This window comes from Paraburkholderia sp. SEWSISQ10-3 4 (genome assembly GCF_030464785.1).
In the GTDB taxonomy this organism is placed as follows: domain Bacteria; phylum Pseudomonadota; class Gammaproteobacteria; order Burkholderiales; family Burkholderiaceae; genus Paraburkholderia; species Paraburkholderia aspalathi.
In genome coordinates, this window is record NZ_JALPRI010000010.1 from 26,143 (window position 1) to 45,113 (window position 18,971).

Below are 18,971 nucleotides of genomic sequence, written 5' to 3' on the forward strand. Positions count from 1 at the left end.
AACGCCCGGTTGGGTCAGCGCACGTAGATGGTAGGACCTGGCGCATTGGCCGGCAGGAACACTTCGGAATGCGCGCCATTGCGGTCGATGATGATCGAGCGGGCGCGGACTTCGGAGAGTTTGGCGCCTTGCATGAGCGCGCTGCCGAGCGACACAGCATGCGGCGGTTCACCGCCGACGCTGACGATGGCCGCGGCGCCTTCCCGCAAAGCGAGGATGCCGAACAGATGCACATCCTGGTTCGCGCTGCGGGTGAGTTGTCCGCCGAACAGCGTGGCAGCCTGATCGGTCGAGACCTGCGTATGCGCGGCGGCGGCGGGCAACGGCGCGCCGGACGTCGTGGAGATCGTGATGACCCAGTAGGTCAGCGTCGCGCAGAACACGGCGAACAGTGCGAGCGACAGAAGGCGGATTTGGATAGCGTTCATGCGCATATTGTACGGACTATTGTGAAAATTGCGTTGGGGTGCCTGGCGGTTTCACGCAACCCTTCAAGAACATGACATTAAAATGACCGGCCGGGCGTGTTCAATGGCACCTTGATTGCCTGACGCGCGAATTCCGCCCGATCGAAATTTCACCTGAAAAGAGGTAGCAAGCTATGCAATTGTCGACCCTTCGCCGTCATGAAATCGCGGGTCCGCGCAGCCGTCGTCAACGCGGTTTCACGCTGATTGAAATCATGGTCGTGATCGCGATTCTGGGTATTCTGGCCGCGCTGATCGTGCCGAAAATCATGAGCCGTCCGGATGAAGCACGGCGTGTCGCCGCCAAGCAGGACATCGGCACCGTGATGCAGGCGCTGAAACTCTACCGTCTCGACAACGGCCGTTATCCGACTCAGGAGCAAGGCTTGCGCTCGCTGATCGAAAAGCCGAGCACGGACCCGGTGCCGAACAACTGGAAGGACGGCGGCTACCTCGAACGTCTGCCGAACGATCCGTGGGGCAATAGCTATCAGTATCTGAACCCGGGCGTGCATGGCGAGATCGACGTCTTCAGCTATGGCGCCGATGGTAAAGCGGGCGGCGAAGGCAATGACGCCGACGTAGGGTCGTGGCAATAGACGGGTAGTTGATCGTTCGTGGCCGGCACTATGCGACTGTCTGCTTGCAAGTCCCGTGTGGACACTCCGTGTGCGGCATCGCTGCCGGGCACGGCGTGCGTCGGCGCGCGTGATTTCAGCGTAAGCCGCCGGAAGCGTGCGGCGGGTTTCACGCTGCTGGAAATGATGGTGGTGCTGGTGATCGCGGGCATTCTGGTATCGCTGACCGCGCTGACGATGACGCGCAACCCGCGCACCGATTTGAACGAAGAAGCGCAGCGTCTCGCGCTGCTGTTCGAGTCGGCCGGCGACGAAGCGCAGGTGCGCGCAAGACCGATCGCCTGGCAACCGCTCGATGGCGGCTTCCGCTTCGATCTGCGTACCGAAGACGGCTGGCGCCCACTGCGTGACGACTTGCTTGGGCCACGCAACTGGGAAGGTGGTGTGACCGGCGTCACGATCGATTACCCGGGGTCGGACTCGCACCCGAGCCGTGTCGTGTTCGGCACCGAAGCGATCGACGTGCCCGTGCAGATCACGCTGTTTTCTGCCGCGGGGCGCGCGACGATCATCGGCACCGGCAATGGCCGCTATGAGGTGCACTGAGATGCGTCGTTGCAGGAATAAGGGCGCCCGCGAGATGGTCCACGGCGCGCAGCGCGGTTTTACGATGATCGAAGTGCTGGTGGCGCTGGCGATCATCGCGATTGCGTTGGCGGCGTCGTTGCGCGCGGTAGGAAGTCTGGCGAGTGGCGAAGCCGATTTGCATCGTCGGCTGCTGGCGGGATGGAGCGCCGACAATACGCTCGCGCAATTGCATTTGACGCATGGCTGGCCGAACGTTGGCTCGACGAGTTTTGACTGCTCACAGGGCAATCTGGAGTTGATCTGTACCGAGCATGTGACGGCGACGCCGAATCCGGTGTTTCGTCGGGTGGAAGTGATGGTGACGACGCCGGGGCGTTCCGGCAATCTCGCCCAGATGGTCACGGTGGTCGCGAATGAAAACAACCGTTCGCTCTGAGCGCCGCGGCCGATCGGGCGCGCGTGGTTTCACGCTGATCGAGTTGCTGGTCGCGATCGCGATCATGGCGGTGATTGCCGTGCTGTCGTGGCGCGGGCTGGACCAGATCATTCGTGGCCGGCAGACGATCACGAACGCGATGGAAGACGAGCGCGTCTTTGCGCAGCTATTCGACCAGATGCGGATTGATGTGCGGCAGGCCGCGTCGGATGATGAGTCCGGGCAGGCGGCCGTATCGGTTAGTGGCAACGTGCTGCAGATCGTACGGGAGATGGTATTGCCGGGGACGGCACCGCGCTTGCAGGTGGTGAGGTATCGCATATCCGAGGGGCGCGTGGTGCGGTATGCGTCGCCGCCGCTGGGGAATGTGGGCGAGTTGCGGGGTGCGCTGCGCGGTGGTGAGGGGAATGGGTGGACGGCGGTGCCTTTGATGGGGGGCGTTGGGGCTATTTCTGCTCGGCTGTATGTGCCGAAGGTTGGCTGGACCACGCAGATGAAGGATGTGCAGAGTGCGATTACGGAGAACGATAATAATTTGAAGGTGCCCCAGTTGGGGAATGCGCCGCTGCCGCGGTCGGTGACTGGGCTGGAAGTGAGTGTGGGGGCTAAGTCGTTGGCGCGGCCTGTAACGCGGGTTTTTCTCGTCGGAGAATGAGTATGAGGTTCTCTTCTTTGTCTCCGCGACGCTCTGGGTTTGGGCGCGTGCGCGCGTGCCTTTCGGTTTTGTCTTCTTTGCCTGCCTGGCGGGTTTGTCTGCACGCTTGCGGTGTTGGCCTTTCCTTGATTTGCTTTTGGTCTATTAGCGTTCCCCCTGTGCGGGGGGGCACCTACTTTTCTTTGCCGCCGCAAAGAAAAGTAGGCAAAAGAAAGCGGCTCAAACCGCTAATGCTAAGTGGGCACCGTAGCCTGCAACAGGTAGTGGTGCATCTGGAATCTGTGTTCGTGCACCTGCTCGCGCCAGTGACAAGGGCGTCATACCTCCCGTCTCGCACTACGTGCTCGCCGGAAGAGCCATTCAACAAACCAGTGGTTCGCCTGATTCCGCCCCATTCGCAACGGATGCCTTCCACTTCGGTCGCGCGTGCAACGCGCAACCAACCAATCAGGCACCTCGCCGAGGCGAAGCCGACGGCTCCCGCAGCAAACAAACCCGCCCCTTGGTTTTCGGAATTACTCTTCGGCGCGCGTAGCGCCGCCGGAAGTATGACGCCCTTGTCACTGACGCCGAATGTGAGAGAACACAGATTCCACGGAGCCACTGGCGGTTCTGAGCTACGGTTCCCGCTTAGCATTAGCGGTTTGAGCTGCTTTCTTTTGCCTACTTTTCTTTGCAGCCGGCAAAGAAAAGTAGGTGCCGCCCCGCACAGGGGCAACGCTAATAGACCACTAGCAAATCAAGGAAAGGCCAACACCCTAAGAACACTGACAAAAGCGCAAAGCAGGCAAAAGAGCCGAGCAAAGACCAACGCCGTAGGCAAACACCGAAGCGCCGCGCAGGCAACCCAACGCGGAGCGGCCATCATCAGCGCCCTACTAGTAGTCGCGCTATCAGCGATCCTAGTTTCGGGCATGCTCTGGCGCCAGCAAGTCCAAATCCGAAGGATCGAAAACCAACGCCTCCTGTCACAAGCGCAATGGGTCGCCCGCGGCGCGCTGGACTGGACGCGCCTGATCCTCCGCTCGGAGGGCGACACCTCAGCAGGCATCACCTACCTGGGCGGCCTATGGGGCGTCCCCATCGCCAAAACCCGCCTGTCGGATTTCCTTGGGCAAATCGGCGAAGTCAGAGCCGACCAAGGCCAGGCAACCTATCTCTCAGGTTCAATCGAAGACGCTCAGGCCAAATTCAACCTCCGTAATCTCGTCTCGAGCCCCGCGCCGGGCGTCATGCAGATCAATACGGAGCAGGTTGGCGCGTACCAGCGCCTGCTGGTATCCCTCGGCGTGAATAGCCAACTGGCAAAGAACACTGCAGTGCAGATGCGCGCGAGCCTCGGTCAATCGGCAACACGCTTCCAGACCGTTACGTCCACTACCGGCGCGCCGGCAGCCCCGATCAGCACGGGTGGCGGCGCCACGAGCGGCAGCTTCACCGACAAACCCGGTATGGAAGACGGCGACGACAACGCAGCCGTCGCGCCGCTGCAAATGACCAGCGTCGATTCGCTGCTCGATATTCCCGGCTATACGCCGGAAATGGTCGCGCGCTTGCGGCCGTTCGTCACCGTGCTGCCGACGGTGTCGGCGGTCAACATGAATACGGCCTCCGCCGAAGTGATCGCGGCCATCGTGCCGGGGATGAACCTGTCCGCCGCGCAAGCCTTCGTCGCGCGTCGGCAGACAGTGTTTTTCCATAACGTCAGCGACGTGCAACTCGCCTTGAGCGGCGCCGGCGTACCTTCGGTCGGGATCGATCCGAGTCAAATGGATGTCAACACGAACTACTTTCTGATCCACGGCCGCGTGCAGCACGAACGCGCGGAAGTGGACCGCACGACCCTCGTCTATCGCGACGCATTGACTCACACTACGCGTATCGTGCGGGTACAAGACCAACTATGAATAACGCCTTTCCCAGAGAGAGTGGCCTTTGAGCACACTGATCGTCCTACTGCCGCCGCGTGATCCGGCGGTGCCATCGCAGGAATGGCAACTGCCGGAGTTGCCGTTCGTGCTGCTCGACAAGTCGGGCCGCACCCAACGCGCGGGCCGCTCGGCGCTCGCGCTGCTGCCGCGCGCTACGTCGACGGTGCTGATGGTCGCCGCCCGTGACCTGCTGATGATGCCCGCCAAGCTGCCGCCCTTGCGCGGTCCGAGATTGCGTCAGGCGCTGCCGAATGTCGTCGAGGATCAGCTGATCCAGGACCCGCAAACCTGTCACATCGCCGTCGATCCGCAACCGGTCGCGGGCGGTCGGCAGTTGCTCGCGATCATCGACCGCGGTTGGTTCCGGTTCATCTGCGAGGCCTTTGCCGCCGCCGGTCACCGCAGCGTGCGCGCCGTGCCGGTCACGCGCTGTCTGCCGCAAGCGGTCGCGCTCGACACGCCCGCCGAAGTCGCGGAAATGGTCAACGCGGGCGAGCCGGTCATGGCGGACTCGGCGAGCGTGGCAACATCGCTGCCGGGCGTGGCGCCGGTGATGGCGCCTGGCGTCGCGTCGGTGGTGCCGATGGTGACGGCCGTGCTCGGCGCCGTCGTCCAGACCGCGCCCGCATTGCTGCTTGGGAGTGAGGTCGAAAGCGCGCCGGTCAGTGGCACACCGCGCGTCGAACTGGCGATCGCGCGCGGCGTGCAGGGCGAAGGGCTGGCCGTGCCGGCTAATTCTGTGAACGCGACGCTCAGCGCGCTTGCCGGCGCGGCGCCGATTTCGCTCTACATGCTGACGGAAGTGCCCGGCAACGAGCCGAGTCTCGCGGCAACCAGCCCGGCGAAGCTCGCGGCCCATATCCACGGGGCCAGCCCGCTGCCGTTCGAGCAACTCGCCCGCCGTGCGCTGGACTGCCGTTTCGACCTGTGTCAGTTCGAGTTCGCCTCGCAGCCGTGGCGGCTCGACCGCGCGACGCTGCGGCGTCTGCGCCTGCCGGTCGCGCTGGCGGTCGCCGCGCTGGTGATCGCGATTATCGGCGCGAACGTGCAGTGGTTGATGCTCGCGCGTCAGCGCGACGCGATCAACACGCAGATGACCGAGCTGCTCCTCAACGCTTTCCCCAAGACGACGGTCGTGCTCGATGCGCCCGACCAGATGTCGCGCCAGTTGCAACAGTTGCGGGTGGCTGCGGGTGAGTTGTCACCGGACGATTTCCTGTCGCTCGCCGATGGCCTTGCGCGTTCGTTGGCGCCAGTGCCAGTCAACGGCATCGCCGCGCTCGACTATCACGACCGGCGTCTCGATGTGACCTTCAAGCCCGAGGTGAAACTCGATCCCGATTTCGCCAAACGTCTCGCGCGCAACGGCCTGACCGGCGCGATCGACAGCAATACCGGCAAGTGGACCATCAGGAACGGACAATGAAAGCTGAACTTGCCCAAAGCTGGGCTGGATTCTGGGACCAGCGCACCGAGCGGGAAAAAACGCTACTGGCATGGGGCGGCGGGGTGCTGGCTGTCGTAATTGCATGGTCGGTGCTGTGGGCGCCGGCGCAGGACGGCCGCGCGCATCTGCGTGAATCGCTGCCCAGCTTGCAGCGTCAGCTGGCGCAGATGACCGCGCAGGCGAACGAAGCGCGCCAGCTCTCCGCCGCGGCTCAAGGTGTTGCACCGACCGGCGCGGCGCTGAAGGACGCGCTCACCGCCTCGCTCGGCGATCACGGCCTCGCCGCGACCCAGGTGCAGGTGATCGGCAACATGGTGCAGATCCAGATGAAGAACGTGGCGTTCCCCGCGTGGACGAGCTGGGTCGACGATGCGCGCAAGCAGTTCAAGGTGCAGGTCGCCGAGGCGCACGTGACCGCGCTCAAGGAAGACGGCCAGGTGGATCTGACGGCGTCGATGCAGCCGTCTACCGCGAAATGACCGCGCCGTTACAGGATTTCGCATGACTTACTGGATGCGGCGCCTGCGCGTCGCGCTACCCTGGCTGGCGGTCGCGCTGCTGGCGAACGCAGTCGTGATGCTCACGTTGTTGCCGGCCGCCTGGATCACGCCGCAGTTCGGCAGACAAACCCATGGCCACGTCAATCTCGTCAATCCGACCGGCTCACTGTGGCACGGCTCGGCCACGCTGATGCTCGCCGCCGGTTCCGACATGAGCGCGGCGACCCTGCTGCCGGGGCGAATCGAATGGCGCACGGCGTTCTGGCCGCTCTTCACCGGCCGTGTGCGGATGACCATGCGGCACAGCGAAGCGATGCCCGACCCGATCACCGTCGATGCGACCCTGCGCAGCGCGACCATCACGCCGGGTGCGTTGGCGGTGCCGGCTTCGTTGCTGAGCGGCCTCGGCGCGCCTTTCAATACGCTCGATCTGCAAGGTGACGTGCGCCTCGCGTGGTCCGATTGGCGCAGCTTCAATCAGGAAGCGTTCGGCCAGTTGACCGTGACCCTGAACGACGTCAGTTCGCGCGTCTCGCTGGTCAAGCCACTGGGTTCTTATCGGTTGCTGTTCCAGGCGCAAGGTGTGTCGTCCACACTGGATCTGACGACTCTCAAGGGGCCACTGATGCTGACCGGCAATGGCACGGTGTCCGCCGTCTCGACATCGTTTCGTGGGACGGCCAGCGCCGCCCCGGAAGCGCGCGACAACCTCGCGGGACTGCTAAATCTGTTGGGCCGGCCAAGCGGACCTGATACGGTCGCGTTGACGTTCGTGCACTGAGGCGCTGAGCCGCGGGTCGTAAAAAAAGAGGCATGGCTGCATTTCGCGGCCATGCCTCTTTTGCTTTGCTTTGCCCGGACGAGTCCCCTGCCTAGTTGCTCTGCGCCGGTTGCGGCGCGGCGCCGCTTTGTGCCACCGGCGTCGCCGACGCCGCAGGCTGCGGTGCTGGCGCCGCCATATCGCCCGTTTCGCGGTTCATTTGCGCCACGTCCCAGCCGCCGCCGAGCGCCTTCACCAGACCCACCGACGACACCATCCGCTGCCCGGCGATGTTCTCCAGCTTCTGCTCAGCCAGGAAGGCCGTGGTCTGCGCGGTCAGCACGTTAACGTAGCCGACCGTACCCGCCTTGTATTCGTTCGTGACGATGGCCAGCGCCTGACGCGCTGAATCCACCGCTTGCTGCTGCACGACGATTTCCTGTTCGAGGATGCGCTGCGAGGCGAGATTGTCTTCGACGTCCTGGAACGCGGTCAGAATCGTTTGACGGTACGCGGCGACGTTCTGGTCGTAGGCTGCACGCGCGGCTTCGGTCTTTGCTTCACGCAGGCCGGCGTCGAAGATCGTGGCGGCGAGTTGCGGGCCGAGCGTCCAGAAACGCGACGGCGCGGTCAGCAATTGCGAGAACACCGAATTCTCGAAGCCACCCGTGGCCGACAGCGTCAGCGTCGGGAAGAACGCCGCAATCGCGACGCCGATCTGTTCGTTCGCCGCCGCTGCCTTGCGCTCGGCCGATGCGATATCCGGGCGCCGCTCGAGTAGCGCCGACGGCATCTGCTCAGGCACGGCGGGCGGCGTGGCGGTGAGCGGCATCGGCGGAATCGAGAAGGTCGAGGCCGGTTCGCCGACGAGTACGGCGATCGCGTGCTCGTCCTGCGCGCGCTGCACACCGTTGTCGATCGCGGCTGCCTGTGCCGATTGCAATTGCGTTTGCGCCTGGATCACATCCGAGCGTGCGGCGACGCCGGCCGCGTACTGGTTCTGCGTGAGCTGCAGCGAGCGCTGGTAGGCCGCGACGGTGTCGTCGAGCAGCTTCTGGGTGGAGTCGAGCGCGCGCAGCGAGAAATAGGTTTGCGCGAGCGTGGCCTGGGCGGACAGCCGCGCATTCGCCAGATCGGCGGCGGCGCCCTGTTGGCCGGCTTTCTGCGAATTGACCGAACGCGTGACCGAGCCCCACAGGTCCGGCTCCCAGCTTGCGTCGAGTTGCACGTTGAAGCTGTTGCTGACGCTGGAGCGGCTTGAGACGGTCGAATTGCCACTCGACGACGAACCGTTGCCGGAGCGCGTGGCGCCTGCCGATGCACCGATGGTCGGGAAATACGCCGCGCGTGCTTCGCCCACCAGCGCACGTGCCTGGCGATAGGCTGCGGCAAATTGGGCGACGGTCTGGTTCGAGGCGTTCAGCTGGTCTTCGAGCGCGTTGAGTTGCGGGTCCTGGTAGATGGTCCACCAGTCGCCGCGGTCGTGCTGATCGGCCGGCTGAGCGACTTTCCAGCCTGGCGCGGCTTCCTTGTAGGACGCGGGGATCTCGGCCGCGGGCCGTTTGTAGTCGGGGCCGACCACGCAACCGGCCAGCACGGTGGCGAGGGCCGCGGCAACCGCGATAGTCAGGGCGCGGGGCGCAAGCGTCCGCGCGCGCGAGATTCGTTCAAACTGCATGCAATGGATTCCTTCTGGACGCCGCAGTGCGGCCGGTGGCGGCACTGCCGGCCGAGATCATGGCTCTGCCGGAATGTTAGCGTATGGGACCGCTTGGGCGCGGGAAACTGAAAGGGTAATGCGGGGGAAGGCGGAGGTGTGTTACTTAGCGTGTCGGGATGGTTACGTGCTGTTACCGGCCTGGCTGCCGCTGGCGACGGAAAAACGCCGCACAGGCAACGAAGGCCGGTCCCTCGACTAGAGAATCAAACGCGCGAATCCGATGACGTGGGTTGCCGGGCCTGCTTGCCAGCAGCGGCACGACACGGCGCGCCAGAGCGTGCCTGGCAAGGGCCAAGCGGGCTTGCCGCAACAGCGGTGGTCGCGACGACACTCCCCGTCGCAATGACGGACCCCGCCGACTCCACCGGGACGACCTTGCTCTCCTTCTGCCCTCGCCGATGCTCCACCCACGCCAACACCGCGACGCCCACCGATCCACCGGGCAGCACGAACAGCACGGCGAACAACGCGAGTTTCCACCAGCGATGCGGACCTTGAAAGCTGCTCAGCGCGGAGTCGGTCAGGGAGCGGCTCAAGCCGCCAAGGGTGTTTTTGAGGTACAGCATCAGGGAAATCCTTTTGGCACGGCGCCATCGCGGCGTGCAGACAATCGGTCAGAACATGGTCTCGGGTGGCGCGGGTCGCGCGTAACTCGTTGCCTATAATAATATTGACTATGCAATTAAATTTCAAGATACTTTGCTCGCGCGCGGCTGCGGTGTTGTTTTTTGCGCCGTTCGCACGACGCGAAATGAAATTTGACTTGTCTGCTTAGGCAGCTAGAATCCGTTCTGCTCGACGATGTTCCCGGATACACGATGCCCGACGGCCCTTACAACGCGGACGAGATTCACCTCGAATCGAGTCTTGGCTATTACCTGACGAAAGCGCGAAACGTGCTGGTCGAGCGGATGGACCGCGCGGTCAAACCGTTAGGACTGACCGCCCAGCAAATCGGCGTGATTCTGGTGTTATCCGCGCACCGCGCGAGCACGCCGTTCGAGTTGTCGCGCGTGATGTCATACGACAGCGGATCCATGACGCGTCTGCTCGACCGCCTTGAAAAGAAAGGCTTTATCGTGCGCACGCGCAGCGACGCCGACCGCCGGATGGTCAAGCTCGAGCTGACGCCGCAGGGCCACGAAGCGGCGAAGCAATTGCCCAGTCTGGGCGCCGCCGTGCTGAACGAGCAGTTGCGCGGATTTTCCGCCGCCGACCACGCCACCCTGCTCGACCTGCTCGGCCGTTTTATTGCGAATGGGATCGATGCGGGAGGAAGCGCATGTTGCGGCGTCGGACCATCGCAGGACTCGCTGGAAGACTCACCCGAAGAGCCTCCGCCAGGTCACGGCGGACAGTAACCAAGAGGCGTTTTTGAAAGCGCCATCGTTTGAAAATATCTGTCTGGGCAGAGGATGATCCGGCATGTATGCGCGCCGCTTGAAGGGTGCGATAAAGCTGCCGCGACAAGCTTTCCCGGCTGAGGAGAAACACACATGGCTGCCACGGCTTCCGCCGACGCCCTACCCGCCGCCGAACCCGCTCCGCTCAAAGGCGGGGCGCTGGCCTTGCTTACCGTTGGCCTTGCGCTCGGCACGTTCATGGAGGTGCTCGACACCTCGATCGCGAATGTCGCCGTGCCGACTATCTCCGGTAGCCTCGGCGTAGCGACCAGTCAGGGCACCTGGGTCATCTCGTCGTATTCCGTGGCCTCGGCGATCGCCGTGCCGTTGACCGGGTGGCTGGCGCGGCGCGTCGGCGAGGTGCGGCTGTTCACGCTGTCCGTTCTGCTTTTCACGATCGCCTCGGCGCTGTGCGGCTTCGCGCACAACTTCGAGTCGCTGATCGCGTTCCGGCTCCTGCAAGGGCTCGTCTCGGGGCCGATGGTCCCGCTTTCGCAGACGATTCTGATGCGTTCTTACCCACCTGAAAAGCGCGGGCTCGCACTCGGCCTTTGGGCGATGACCGTGATTTGCGCGCCGATTTTCGGTCCCGTGATGGGCGGCTATATCACCGACAACTACACGTGGCCGTGGATCTTCTACATCAATGTGCCGATCGGGTTGTTCTCGGCGGTGTGTGCGTTCCTGTTGCTACGTGGCCGCGAAACCAAGGTCACCAAACAGCGTATCGATGCGGTCGGTCTCGCGTTGCTGGTGATCGGCGTGTCGTGCCTGCAGATGGTGCTCGACCTCGGTAAGGATCGCGACTGGTTCAACTCGACGTTCATCATCACGCTGGCCATTATCGCGGTGGTGTCGATTGCGTTCCTGCTGGTGTGGGAGATGACGGACAAGGAACCCGTTGTCGATCTTTCGCTGTTCAAGGATCGCAACTTTGCGCTCGGCGTGGTGATCATTTCATTCGGGTTTATGGCGTTCTTCGGGTCAGTGGTGATTTTCCCGCTCTGGCTGCAGACGGTGATGGGGTATACCGCCGGGCTTGCCGGTTTGGCGACGGCGCCGGTCGGCATTCTCGCGCTGTTTTTGTCGCCGATGATTGGCAAGAACATGCATCGGCTGAATCTGCGGGTGGTGGCGAGTTTTGCGTTCATCGTGTTTGCGTTTGTGTCGTTCTGGAACTCGACTTTTACGCTCGATGTGCCGTTCAATCATGTGATCTGGCCAAGGTTGGTGCAGGGGATTGGCGTTGCCTGTTTCTTTGTGCCGATGACTACTATTACGCTGTCCAGCGTGTCGGATGAGCGGCTTGCTAGTGCTTCCGGGTTGTCCAACTTCTTTCGGACTTTGTCTGGGGCGATTGGGACGGCCATCAGTACGACGTACTGGGAGAATGACACTATCTATCATCATGCTATGTTGACTGATTCTGTTAACGTCTATTCGGCTAATACCAATGCTTATACCAATGCGTTGGGGAGTATTGGGCTTTCTGGGGATAGCCTCACCGCTCAGTTGAATCAGGTTGTTACTGCGCAGGCCTATATGATGGCCACTAATGATTTTTTTCGTATTTCTTGTGCGGCGTTTCTTGTGCTTGCTGTGCTTGTTTGGGTTACTAAGCCCAAGAAGGGGGTTGGGCCTTCTATGGGGCATTGAGCGTTATTTTTTGCCTTCGGCGGTGGTGCCTTTCCTTGTTTTGTTAGTGGTCTATTAGTGTTGCCCCTGTGCGGGGCGGCACTTACTTTCTTTGCCGCCGCAAAGAAAGATAAGCAAAGAAAGCGGCTAGAAGCCCCTGCTAAGTGGGCACCGTGGTCTGCTGCGGGTAGTGGTGCATCTGGAATCTGGGTTCGTGCCCGTGCACGTGCTTGTGACAAGGGAGTCATACTTCCGGCGGCGCTCCGCGCGCCGAAGAGTAGTTCCTAAAACCACTCGTCGTGCTTTTGCGTTGGTGGGTGGGTGTGTCTGATTTTTTGTGCGAAGCCAATCGGATCGTTCTACACGCGATGTCTGGTGAAGCGATCCTCGCAGAGGATCGCGAACCGGTTCGTTGCTGATCGCGTTGCTGATTGCGTTGCCGCTTTTGCCTCTCCTACTGCGTTATCGCTTCTCCGCTTGTTCCCGGGACCGATTGTCCCTGCGAGGCGTCGGGGTGCATCGCCGTTGGTGCTGGTTGCGATGGTTTTGTGGCGCTTTGCGGTGCGCCCGGTGTGTTGCCTCGTACGTATTGCTTGAAGTCGGCGCCCGCCTCCCATGGGTTTGGTTTGCAACCCATCGAGCCGTCGCAATGTGCGGCGAAACCGATCGTTGCTGTGCCGTCCGGGTTCGCGGTGCGCGTTATCTGGTACGCCAGCGCGCGCTTGCCGCCGTCCGGGCCCGATGTCTGGATCAACGTGTCAGTCGATGACTCGATCTTGTACGTCGAATGGCCCGCTACCCACGTCTGCGCTCGCTGCCACCAGATGTCACACTCGGCCTTGCTCGAACACGTCAACGGCGTCGTCGCGATCTGCATCACGTCCGGGTTCACCTGCCCCTGCGTCGAACACCCCGCCGCCACTACGCACACTACGGCCAACAGACCTTTTCTCATCGCGGTGAAGCCTCCCTCTCTGGAGCGTGTCGTCTAAGTTGGACCGTATCCCCAGCACAGTGTTTCATACGCATTTGCGAATGGTTAAACGGACGGAGAATTTGCCGATGCAGTTGGGCCAGCGGCGGCGCTTTGCGTAGACGTTACCTGGGCGCAATAAAAAAGCGGCCCTTCATGGCCGCTTCCTGCTTCGCAAATGAAAATGCCGTTCAGCGATAACTGAACGGCATGAGTTCTTAGCCTGCTTTTCCGGCGCGCTGCCTACGTTCGTCGTCGTTTAGACGCTAAACCGGTTCAGCGTGTATGCCCTGTAGGCGGCGACAAATGCGTCGAATGAACCCACCTCTTCTCGTTCAAGCTTGGCCTGCTCTGCAAGCGATTGCGTCGCGAGGTCGGCGAACTCTTTCGTCTGTGCGGCATCCAGCGGGCGTGCGCGGAAATAGGCGGCGTGCGCTTCGCTTTGCTCGAGGCCAAAGGTGAGGAAGCTCTGCTGCTTGTCGCGCATCGTTTGCAATACGCGTGCGGACGGTGTCAGCGAGGCATCCGCCAGTTTTGCCCGTTGAACCGCCACGGCGCGTGCGTGTGAGTCACCGCCGTGTAGTGCGTCGAGCGTAGCCGCTGCCGAGTCGATCTTGACGAGCAGTTCGTTCGCCCAGTCCGTCATCGCGATCGGGTTGCCGTTGCGCGTCAGTTCGAGGCCCGGTTTGCGGCCTTCCATCGTTACGCGGCCGAAGTTCTGATTGGCCTCAGCGTACGCGTCCGGTGGCAGCGTTGCGCTGTCGTCGAGTGCGCAGACCAGCAGGTAGGCGTCCAGAAAACGCGACGTCTCCAGTGAAATGCCGGTCGGCTCGAATGGGTCGATGTCCATGCAGCGCACTTCGACGTATTGCACGCCGCGCGCAGCCAGCGCGTGCAGCGGACGCTCGCCCGGATGCGTGACGCGCTTCGGACGGATCGTCGAATAGAACTCGTTTTCGATCTGCAGTACGTTCGTGTTGATTTGCACCCACTCGCCGTCGCGTTGCGTGCCGATCGCTTCATACGCGGGATACGGCTGGCTTACGGCCTTCGCGAGTGCATCGAGGTAGCCCGGCAAGGTGTTGTAGTCGGCCTGGAGCGCGGCTTGCGCTGTGGTGTTCGAGTAGCCGAGGTCGCTCATGCGCAAACTGGTCGCATACGGGCGATACAGCGTGTCGGCGTCGAAAGTTTCGAGCGTGTGCTGGCGATCGCGCAGGAAGCGGCGATCCAGTGCCGGCGATGCGCCGAACAGATACATCAACAGCCAGTTGGTGCGGCGGAAATTGCGGATCAGCGCGAGGTAACGGTCGGACTGGAAATCGACGGCGTTTGCCGTGGATTGCTGGTCGGCATGCAATACCCGCCACACTTCTTCGTTCAGCGAATAGTTGTAGTGGATGCCCGCAATGCACTGCATCGTGCGGCCGTAACGGAGCGCGAGGCCAATGCGGTACACGTACTTCAGTTTGCCGATATTCGACGTGCCGTAATGCGCGATCGGAATGCCTTCGTCCGTTTCGGGCAGCAGGCCCGGCATCGAGTTGTTCCACAGGATCTCGTCGCCGAGTTCGGCGTAGACGAAACGATGCAGCGTATCGAGTTTCTCGAGCGTGATCGCGACGTCGTGTTCAGCCGGCGTGATCAGTTCGAGCAACGCCTCGGAATAGTCGGTGGTGAGCGACGGATGCGTGAGCGCCGAGCCGAGCGCGCGCGGATGCGGCGTCATGGCGAGCTTGCCGTCGTGCGTCACGCGCAGGCTTTCCTTTTCGATGCCGCGCAGGCCGCGTATCAGCGCGTCGCGCTGCGGGCCTGTGGTGAGCACGGACAAGCGGTGCGAGAACGTGTCGTTCGTGCGGGAAGGTGTCGTGTTTGGCATTGATGCGAGTCGGGCGTTGTCGGCCGCCATGTGCCGCTTCACTGCTTAGGTGCAGCACTGCGCGGTTGACAACGTTCGGCGGAATTTTCGGGTAGCGGGCACTTTAACATCTCGCCACGACGGCTGCTTGAGGCCGCTCCGGACGGCCTTCCGACGACACAACTTGGCCTGATTTCGGCACGATTCAGCACGAAAGTAGCTGCCCTGCGCCTTACGCTACCCTTCGCGCGCTCGACGCGCGATTCGCTTAGCGTCCCGAGTGCAGCCGCCACGCTAGCCGCGTGCCCACGCCCACGGTCCGCCAGTTCCGTGCTGCCCTCCCCGACCGCTACACCACCTCAGCCGCCGCGCGCGGCGCCGGCCCGATCCGCCACCTCGTTCCATAGATGCATTGCGGCGTACGCGCGCCATGGCCGCCATGTGTCGGTGCGAGTGCGTTGCTGCGTGGGCCGCACGAGCGACGGATCGCGCGCGCAGATTGACTGCATCAGCACGAGGTCCCATGCAGGCCAGGCGTCGGCATCACGCCATGCACGCATCGCCACATACTCGACAGTCCATGGCCCGATGCCAGGCAGTGCCAGCAACGCAGCACGCAGGCTGTCGGCATCGGCGACGTTGCTGTCGAGCGGCACGTCGCCTGAAGCAACAGCCTGCGCGAAGCCCTGCAACGCTGCTACGCGTTTACCCGGCATGCCGATCTTTTCCAGATCGACCGCCGCGAGCGCGGCGGGCGTCGGAAAGCGCCATGCGGTGTTCTCATGCGGATGACCTTCGATGCGCTCGCCGGCACGCTGCACCAATCGTCCGATGATGGTGGTCGCCGCCTTCACGCTGACCTGCTGCCCGACGATTGCGCGCACCACCAGCTCGAAGCCCGACCACGCGCCCGGAACGCGCAGACCCGGCACGGCTTCGATCAACGGCGCAAGCCATGGGTCGGCAGCCAGTTCGTTGCCGATCTTCTTCGGGTCGGCGTGCAGATCGAACATCCTCGCGATCGGCGCGACGAGCGCGTCGGCGTGACGGCTTGCAGGGCCGTCGATGTTCGCGACGATGCAGCGCTTGCGCGGATGCAGGCGTACGGTCAGCGTGCCGCTGTCGCCGGCCCAATCGATCGCGCGGCGATAGGCACCGTCTTCGACGGCTTCGACGCCGGGCGTCGCGCGCCCGCCGAAAAAGCGCAGCAGGCGCGGCCAGTCGAAGGGTGGTTTGAAGGGCAGTTCGAGTGTTGCGACGTCGTCAAGCGTGCTCACGCGGCGTGGTCCAGGTTGGTGGTGGTTGCGATGGCCGCGTGCTCGCGGCGCTTGGGTTCGTCGCGCGAAACGTCGCCTGCGTGCTGGGCTTCGTTATCGAGCAGTGCGGCCTTGCGCGGCAGGCCCCAGCGGTATCCCGCCAGCGCCCCGCCCTTCTGCACGACACGATGACATGGAATCGCCAGCGCGACCGGATTCGTCGCGCACGCGCTCGCCACCGCGCGCACGGCCCGGGGTGAGCCGACCGCTTCCGCGATCTGCGAATAGCTGCGCGTCTCGCCGTAGGGAATGCGCCGCAGCGCGTCCCATACACGCTGCCGGAATGCGGTAGCGGCGATATCCAGAGGCAGATCGAAGTCCTGGCGAGTGCCGCGCAGATACGCATCGATCTGAGCGATGAACGGTGCGAGCCGCGTTGCGTCTTCGACCAGTTCGGCGTTGGCAAACTCGCCGCGCAGATCGTCGACGAGTATCGCCGCATCGTCGCCGAAACCGATTTTGCAGATGCCTTTGTCGGTTGCCGCAATCAGCACGAAACCGAGCGAGGTCGACGCGCTCGCGTAGCGTACGGTGAGCCCGGCGCCTTTGCGGCGAAACGCGGAGGGCGCCATGCCCAATTCGGCTGAAGCGCTGTCGTACATCCGCGATGGCGAGCCGAAGCCGGCGTCGAGCGTGGCGCGCGTCACGTCCGACCCGCTCTGCAGCGCATCGCGCAACGCGGCGCCGCGCTGCGCGGCCTGATACTGACGCGGCGAGACACCCACGACGCGCTTGAACAGGCGCTGCAAGTGGAACGGGCTGACGTGCACCGCGTCGCTCAATTGCGCGAGCGTGAGGCGTTGCTGCGGATCGGCATCCAGCGCGGCGCAGGCGCGATTGACGATCTCCAGTTCGCGCGGCAGGCCGCCGGGCTGGCAACGCTTGCAATCGCGATAGCCCGCGGCGCGCGCGGCGTTGGCGTCCGTGAAGAACGCGACGTTTTCGCGACGCGGCTGGCGCGACGCGCATGACGGGCGGCAGAACACGCCCGTCGTTTTGACGGCGAAGAAGAACGCGCCGTCGGCCTGCGGGTCGCGGCGGGTGACGGCCTCCCAACGTTCGGCGTCGGTGGTCCAGCGCGGCGTGCTGGTGGCGGCTTCGTTGCTGATCTCGGTAGTGTCGGTGCGGTTCATGATGGTCCCGGAAAGTCGGTGTCGATGCTCACCAATGTAGGCCGCATGCTGAAACACTACGCCCCGGTTCTTGCTCTGTCATTGCGCTTCCTCGTAGGGCCGGAAGCCCCGCCGGGCGCCCGTTTCGCCTCAAACTGCGACAATTTGGCCCGATATCGGGTTTTCCCTTAAAAAGTTATTGCGTCGCATCAACCCCATGTGTATATTAGTACTTGTCTCCTCCATGTCTCCTCCTGATATGGATTCAGCCCGCTCCACATAGAGCGGGCTTTTTTTCGTCTGAACATTTCTGATCTGCCCCTCGTGGCGGATTCATCACCCGCTCTCGCGGCGCCGTCCTTTCTCCTACACTGGTGGCTGTTCATCCGTTCTGCGGGCCACGCAAGGGGCGTTCGATATGAAAATCCACATTCGCGAGATCGATCACATTGTCATTCGGGCGTCGAACGTTCCGGAGATGACACGCTTTTACTGCGAGGTGCTCGGTTGCAGCGTCGAGAAGGAGCAGCCCGATCTGGGCCTGACGCAGTTGCGCGCGGGGCGCTCGCTGATCGACCTGTTAAAGGTCGGCGCGAAGCTCGATCACCCCGAAAACGGCGTGCCGGGCGCGGGGCGGAACATGGATCACGTGTGTTTGCGAGTCGAGCCGTTCGACGCCGAGGCGCTCAAGGCGCATCTGGCCGAACACGGCGCGCGGCCTGGCGAGGCGGCTTTGCGCTATGGCGCGGATGGGTTTGGGCAGTCGCTGTATCTGTTCGACCCGGAAGGCAATATGGTCGAACTTAAAGGGCCACCCGAAGCGGCGCGTGTGACGTCGCTGTAACGGGGCGCTGCCAAGGCCGTTAGCGGGCCGAAGAACCTGTCAGCCTACCAGGCGTTGGCAGGCGCCTTCAACACCGTCCACTCGATCTTCACCGCATCGGCATCAGCGCTGCCGAGCCATGCTTCGCCGTCCTGCACGGTGCATTGCAGACGCATGGTCCGTTCGGCCAGCGAGCCGAGCGCGCCGGCGACGTCTTCGCCGAGCGTCCACACCGTCACGTTGCGCATGCGTTCGACCTTGCTGCGCACGCCTTGCCACCAGATATCCGACGTGCGGCCGCCATAAGCGATCACGATCACTTCGTTCGAGCGGCCGCTCGCCTTGGCAATGCGCCGTTCGTCCGGCTGGCCGACTTCGATCCAGGTTTCGATCGCGCCGGTGAGGTCCTTCTGCCACAGATCCGGTTCGTCGACGTCCGACAAACCTTTGCAGAATTCGAGGCGTTCCTGCGCGAACAGCGCGAACGCGGCGACGCGGACCATCATCCGTTCGTCGGTTTCCGAGGGGTGGCGGGCGATCGTCAGGGAATGGTCGGCGTAATAGTGCCGGTCCATGTTGGCGATCTGCAGTTCCGCCTTGTAAATCGTCGATTTGAGAGCCATGCCGTTACTAAACCAGGCGCTCACTCCACCGGAGCCGGAGCGAACAGAAAAAGAATCGTCGACGGCGCGTTGCCGTTTTCCGTGTTTGTTGTACATCGCGTGTTCCTCCCGGGCCGAAAAAACCGGCTGCTATTGCGACTATCGCAACG

At 63.0% G+C, this 18,971-nt stretch carries 19 protein-coding genes; 11 read left to right on the plus strand and 8 right to left on the minus strand.

Annotation, left to right across the window (positions count from 1 at the left end):
• Window positions 1–14 precede the first annotated feature (14 nt).
• A complete protein-coding gene (locus M0D68_RS19700; RefSeq protein ID WP_093634673.1) occupies window positions 15–428 on the minus strand; it encodes a type II secretion system protein N in 414 nt (137 codons plus the stop codon).
• A 173-nt stretch (window positions 429–601) separates the two neighbouring features.
• On the opposite strand from M0D68_RS19700, the gene gspG reads away from it, so the two are divergent.
• The 8 genes from gspG (at window position 602) to M0D68_RS19740 (ending at window position 7,383) form a co-directional block, all read left to right on the plus strand.
• Window positions 602–1,066, plus strand: a complete 465-nt coding sequence (gene gspG, locus M0D68_RS19705; RefSeq protein ID WP_093634518.1) for a type II secretion system major pseudopilin GspG — start codon at window positions 602–604, stop codon at window positions 1,064–1,066.
• Window positions 1,067–1,096: 30 nt separating this feature from the next.
• On the plus strand, window positions 1,097–1,651 hold the full coding sequence (locus M0D68_RS19710) for a GspH/FimT family pseudopilin (protein ID WP_211706297.1): 555 nt from the start codon (window positions 1,097–1,099) through the stop codon (window positions 1,649–1,651).
• Window position 1,652: 1 nt separating this feature from the next.
• Window positions 1,653–2,069 carry a type II secretion system minor pseudopilin GspI gene (gspI, locus tag M0D68_RS19715; protein ID WP_266225060.1) on the plus strand — a complete coding sequence of 139 codons (417 nt, stop codon included), beginning with the start codon at window positions 1,653–1,655 and terminating at the stop codon, window positions 2,067–2,069.
• Entirely contained in the window at window positions 2,047–2,724 is a 678-nt protein-coding gene (locus M0D68_RS19720; RefSeq protein WP_211703120.1) for a type II secretion system protein J, read from the plus strand. Before gspI ends, M0D68_RS19720 begins: the two co-directional genes overlap by 23 nt.
• A 548-nt stretch (window positions 2,725–3,272) precedes the next feature.
• Window positions 3,273–4,631, plus strand: a complete 1,359-nt coding sequence (gspK, locus tag M0D68_RS19725) for a type II secretion system minor pseudopilin GspK (RefSeq protein WP_266225159.1) — start codon at window positions 3,273–3,275, stop codon at window positions 4,629–4,631.
• A 28-nt stretch (window positions 4,632–4,659) separates the two neighbouring features.
• The gene (gene gspL, locus M0D68_RS19730; protein ID WP_266225062.1) at window positions 4,660–6,081 is read left to right on the plus strand and encodes a type II secretion system protein GspL; all 1,422 of its coding nucleotides are present in this window, start codon (window positions 4,660–4,662) and stop codon (window positions 6,079–6,081) included.
• Window positions 6,078–6,581, plus strand: a complete 504-nt coding sequence (locus tag M0D68_RS19735) for a type II secretion system protein M (RefSeq protein WP_093634523.1) — start codon at window positions 6,078–6,080, stop codon at window positions 6,579–6,581. The genes gspL and M0D68_RS19735 overlap by 4 nt, the downstream gene beginning before the upstream one ends.
• 22 nt (window positions 6,582–6,603) lie before the next feature.
• Window positions 6,604–7,383: a type II secretion system protein N gene (locus M0D68_RS19740; protein WP_211706300.1), complete on the plus strand. Its 780-nt coding sequence runs from the start codon at window positions 6,604–6,606 to the stop codon at window positions 7,381–7,383.
• Window positions 7,384–7,474: 91 nt separating this feature from the next.
• Here the strand turns inward: M0D68_RS19740 and M0D68_RS19745 are convergent, their stop codons facing one another.
• A complete protein-coding gene (locus M0D68_RS19745; RefSeq protein ID WP_211706301.1) occupies window positions 7,475–9,040 on the minus strand; it encodes an efflux transporter outer membrane subunit in 1,566 nt (521 codons plus the stop codon).
• A 245-nt stretch (window positions 9,041–9,285) separates the two neighbouring features.
• A complete protein-coding gene (locus M0D68_RS19750; RefSeq protein WP_093634526.1) occupies window positions 9,286–9,648 on the minus strand; it encodes a hypothetical protein in 363 nt (120 codons plus the stop codon).
• Window positions 9,649–9,900: 252 nt separating this feature from the next.
• Between M0D68_RS19750 and M0D68_RS19755 the strand changes: the two genes are divergently transcribed.
• Together M0D68_RS19755 and M0D68_RS19760 are read left to right on the plus strand one after the other, a co-directional pair.
• On the plus strand, window positions 9,901–10,443 hold the full coding sequence (locus tag M0D68_RS19755) for a MarR family winged helix-turn-helix transcriptional regulator (protein ID WP_093634527.1): 543 nt from the start codon (window positions 9,901–9,903) through the stop codon (window positions 10,441–10,443).
• Between the two features lie 135 nt (window positions 10,444–10,578).
• Complete coding sequence (locus tag M0D68_RS19760) at window positions 10,579–12,141, plus strand: DHA2 family efflux MFS transporter permease subunit (RefSeq protein WP_266225063.1); 1,563 nt, start codon at window positions 10,579–10,581, stop codon at window positions 12,139–12,141.
• A 433-nt stretch (window positions 12,142–12,574) separates the two neighbouring features.
• On the opposite strand, the gene M0D68_RS19765 is transcribed toward M0D68_RS19760, so the two are convergent.
• The 4 genes from M0D68_RS19765 to ada form a co-directional block, all read right to left on the minus strand.
• Window positions 12,575–13,075, minus strand: coding sequence for a hypothetical protein (locus tag M0D68_RS19765; RefSeq protein ID WP_266225064.1), 501 nt, complete (start codon window positions 13,073–13,075; stop codon window positions 12,575–12,577).
• A 277-nt stretch (window positions 13,076–13,352) separates the two neighbouring features.
• Complete coding sequence (gene gshA, locus M0D68_RS19770) at window positions 13,353–14,969, minus strand: glutamate--cysteine ligase (protein WP_211703127.1); 1,617 nt, start codon at window positions 14,967–14,969, stop codon at window positions 13,353–13,355.
• 338 nt (window positions 14,970–15,307) lie between these two features.
• Window positions 15,308–16,225, minus strand: coding sequence for a DNA-3-methyladenine glycosylase (locus tag M0D68_RS19775; RefSeq protein WP_211706307.1), 918 nt, complete (start codon window positions 16,223–16,225; stop codon window positions 15,308–15,310).
• Entirely contained in the window at window positions 16,222–17,397 is a 1,176-nt protein-coding gene (ada, locus tag M0D68_RS19780; RefSeq protein WP_266211394.1) for a bifunctional DNA-binding transcriptional regulator/O6-methylguanine-DNA methyltransferase Ada, read from the minus strand. Before ada ends, M0D68_RS19775 begins: the two co-directional genes overlap by 4 nt.
• A 397-nt stretch (window positions 17,398–17,794) precedes the next feature.
• Between ada and M0D68_RS19785 the strand changes: the two genes are divergently transcribed.
• Window positions 17,795–18,220, plus strand: a complete 426-nt coding sequence (locus M0D68_RS19785) for a VOC family protein (RefSeq protein WP_093634532.1) — start codon at window positions 17,795–17,797, stop codon at window positions 18,218–18,220.
• A gap of 44 nt (window positions 18,221–18,264) precedes the next feature.
• Here the strand turns inward: M0D68_RS19785 and M0D68_RS19790 are convergent, their stop codons facing one another.
• Window positions 18,265–18,822, minus strand: a complete 558-nt coding sequence (locus M0D68_RS19790) for a YaeQ family protein (protein ID WP_211706335.1) — start codon at window positions 18,820–18,822, stop codon at window positions 18,265–18,267.
• Window positions 18,823–18,971 lie beyond the last annotated feature (149 nt).

Excerpts from the sequence above, each read along its gene's own strand:
- M0D68_RS19745 (WP_211706301.1), bottom strand. The coding sequence starts at position 9,040 with ATGCAGTTTGAACGAATCTCGCGCGCGCGGACGCTTGCGCCCCGCGCC.
- M0D68_RS19790 (WP_211706335.1), bottom strand. The coding sequence starts at position 18,822 with ATGGCTCTCAAATCGACGATTTACAAGGCGGAACTGCAGATCGCCAAC.
- M0D68_RS19740 (WP_211706300.1), top strand. The coding sequence starts at position 6,604 with ATGACTTACTGGATGCGGCGCCTGCGCGTCGCGCTACCCTGGCTGGCG.
- ada (WP_266211394.1), bottom strand. The coding sequence starts at position 17,397 with ATGAACCGCACCGACACTACCGAGATCAGCAACGAAGCCGCCACCAGC.
- M0D68_RS19750 (WP_093634526.1), bottom strand. The coding sequence starts at position 9,648 with ATGCTGTACCTCAAAAACACCCTTGGCGGCTTGAGCCGCTCCCTGACC.
- M0D68_RS19785 (WP_093634532.1), top strand. The coding sequence starts at position 17,795 with ATGAAAATCCACATTCGCGAGATCGATCACATTGTCATTCGGGCGTCG.
- gshA (WP_211703127.1), bottom strand. The coding sequence starts at position 14,969 with ATGCCAAACACGACACCTTCCCGCACGAACGACACGTTCTCGCACCGC.
- M0D68_RS19735 (WP_093634523.1), top strand. The coding sequence starts at position 6,078 with ATGAAAGCTGAACTTGCCCAAAGCTGGGCTGGATTCTGGGACCAGCGC.
- gspK (WP_266225159.1), top strand. The coding sequence starts at position 3,273 with ATGACGCCCTTGTCACTGACGCCGAATGTGAGAGAACACAGATTCCAC.
- M0D68_RS19765 (WP_266225064.1), bottom strand. The coding sequence starts at position 13,075 with ATGAGAAAAGGTCTGTTGGCCGTAGTGTGCGTAGTGGCGGCGGGGTGT.
- gspG (WP_093634518.1), top strand. The coding sequence starts at position 602 with ATGCAATTGTCGACCCTTCGCCGTCATGAAATCGCGGGTCCGCGCAGC.
- M0D68_RS19700 (WP_093634673.1), bottom strand. The coding sequence starts at position 428 with ATGAACGCTATCCAAATCCGCCTTCTGTCGCTCGCACTGTTCGCCGTG.
- M0D68_RS19720 (WP_211703120.1), top strand. The coding sequence starts at position 2,047 with ATGAAAACAACCGTTCGCTCTGAGCGCCGCGGCCGATCGGGCGCGCGT.
- gspI (WP_266225060.1), top strand. The coding sequence starts at position 1,653 with ATGCGTCGTTGCAGGAATAAGGGCGCCCGCGAGATGGTCCACGGCGCG.
- M0D68_RS19755 (WP_093634527.1), top strand. The coding sequence starts at position 9,901 with ATGCCCGACGGCCCTTACAACGCGGACGAGATTCACCTCGAATCGAGT.
- M0D68_RS19760 (WP_266225063.1), top strand. The coding sequence starts at position 10,579 with ATGGCTGCCACGGCTTCCGCCGACGCCCTACCCGCCGCCGAACCCGCT.
- M0D68_RS19710 (WP_211706297.1), top strand. The coding sequence starts at position 1,097 with ATGCGACTGTCTGCTTGCAAGTCCCGTGTGGACACTCCGTGTGCGGCA.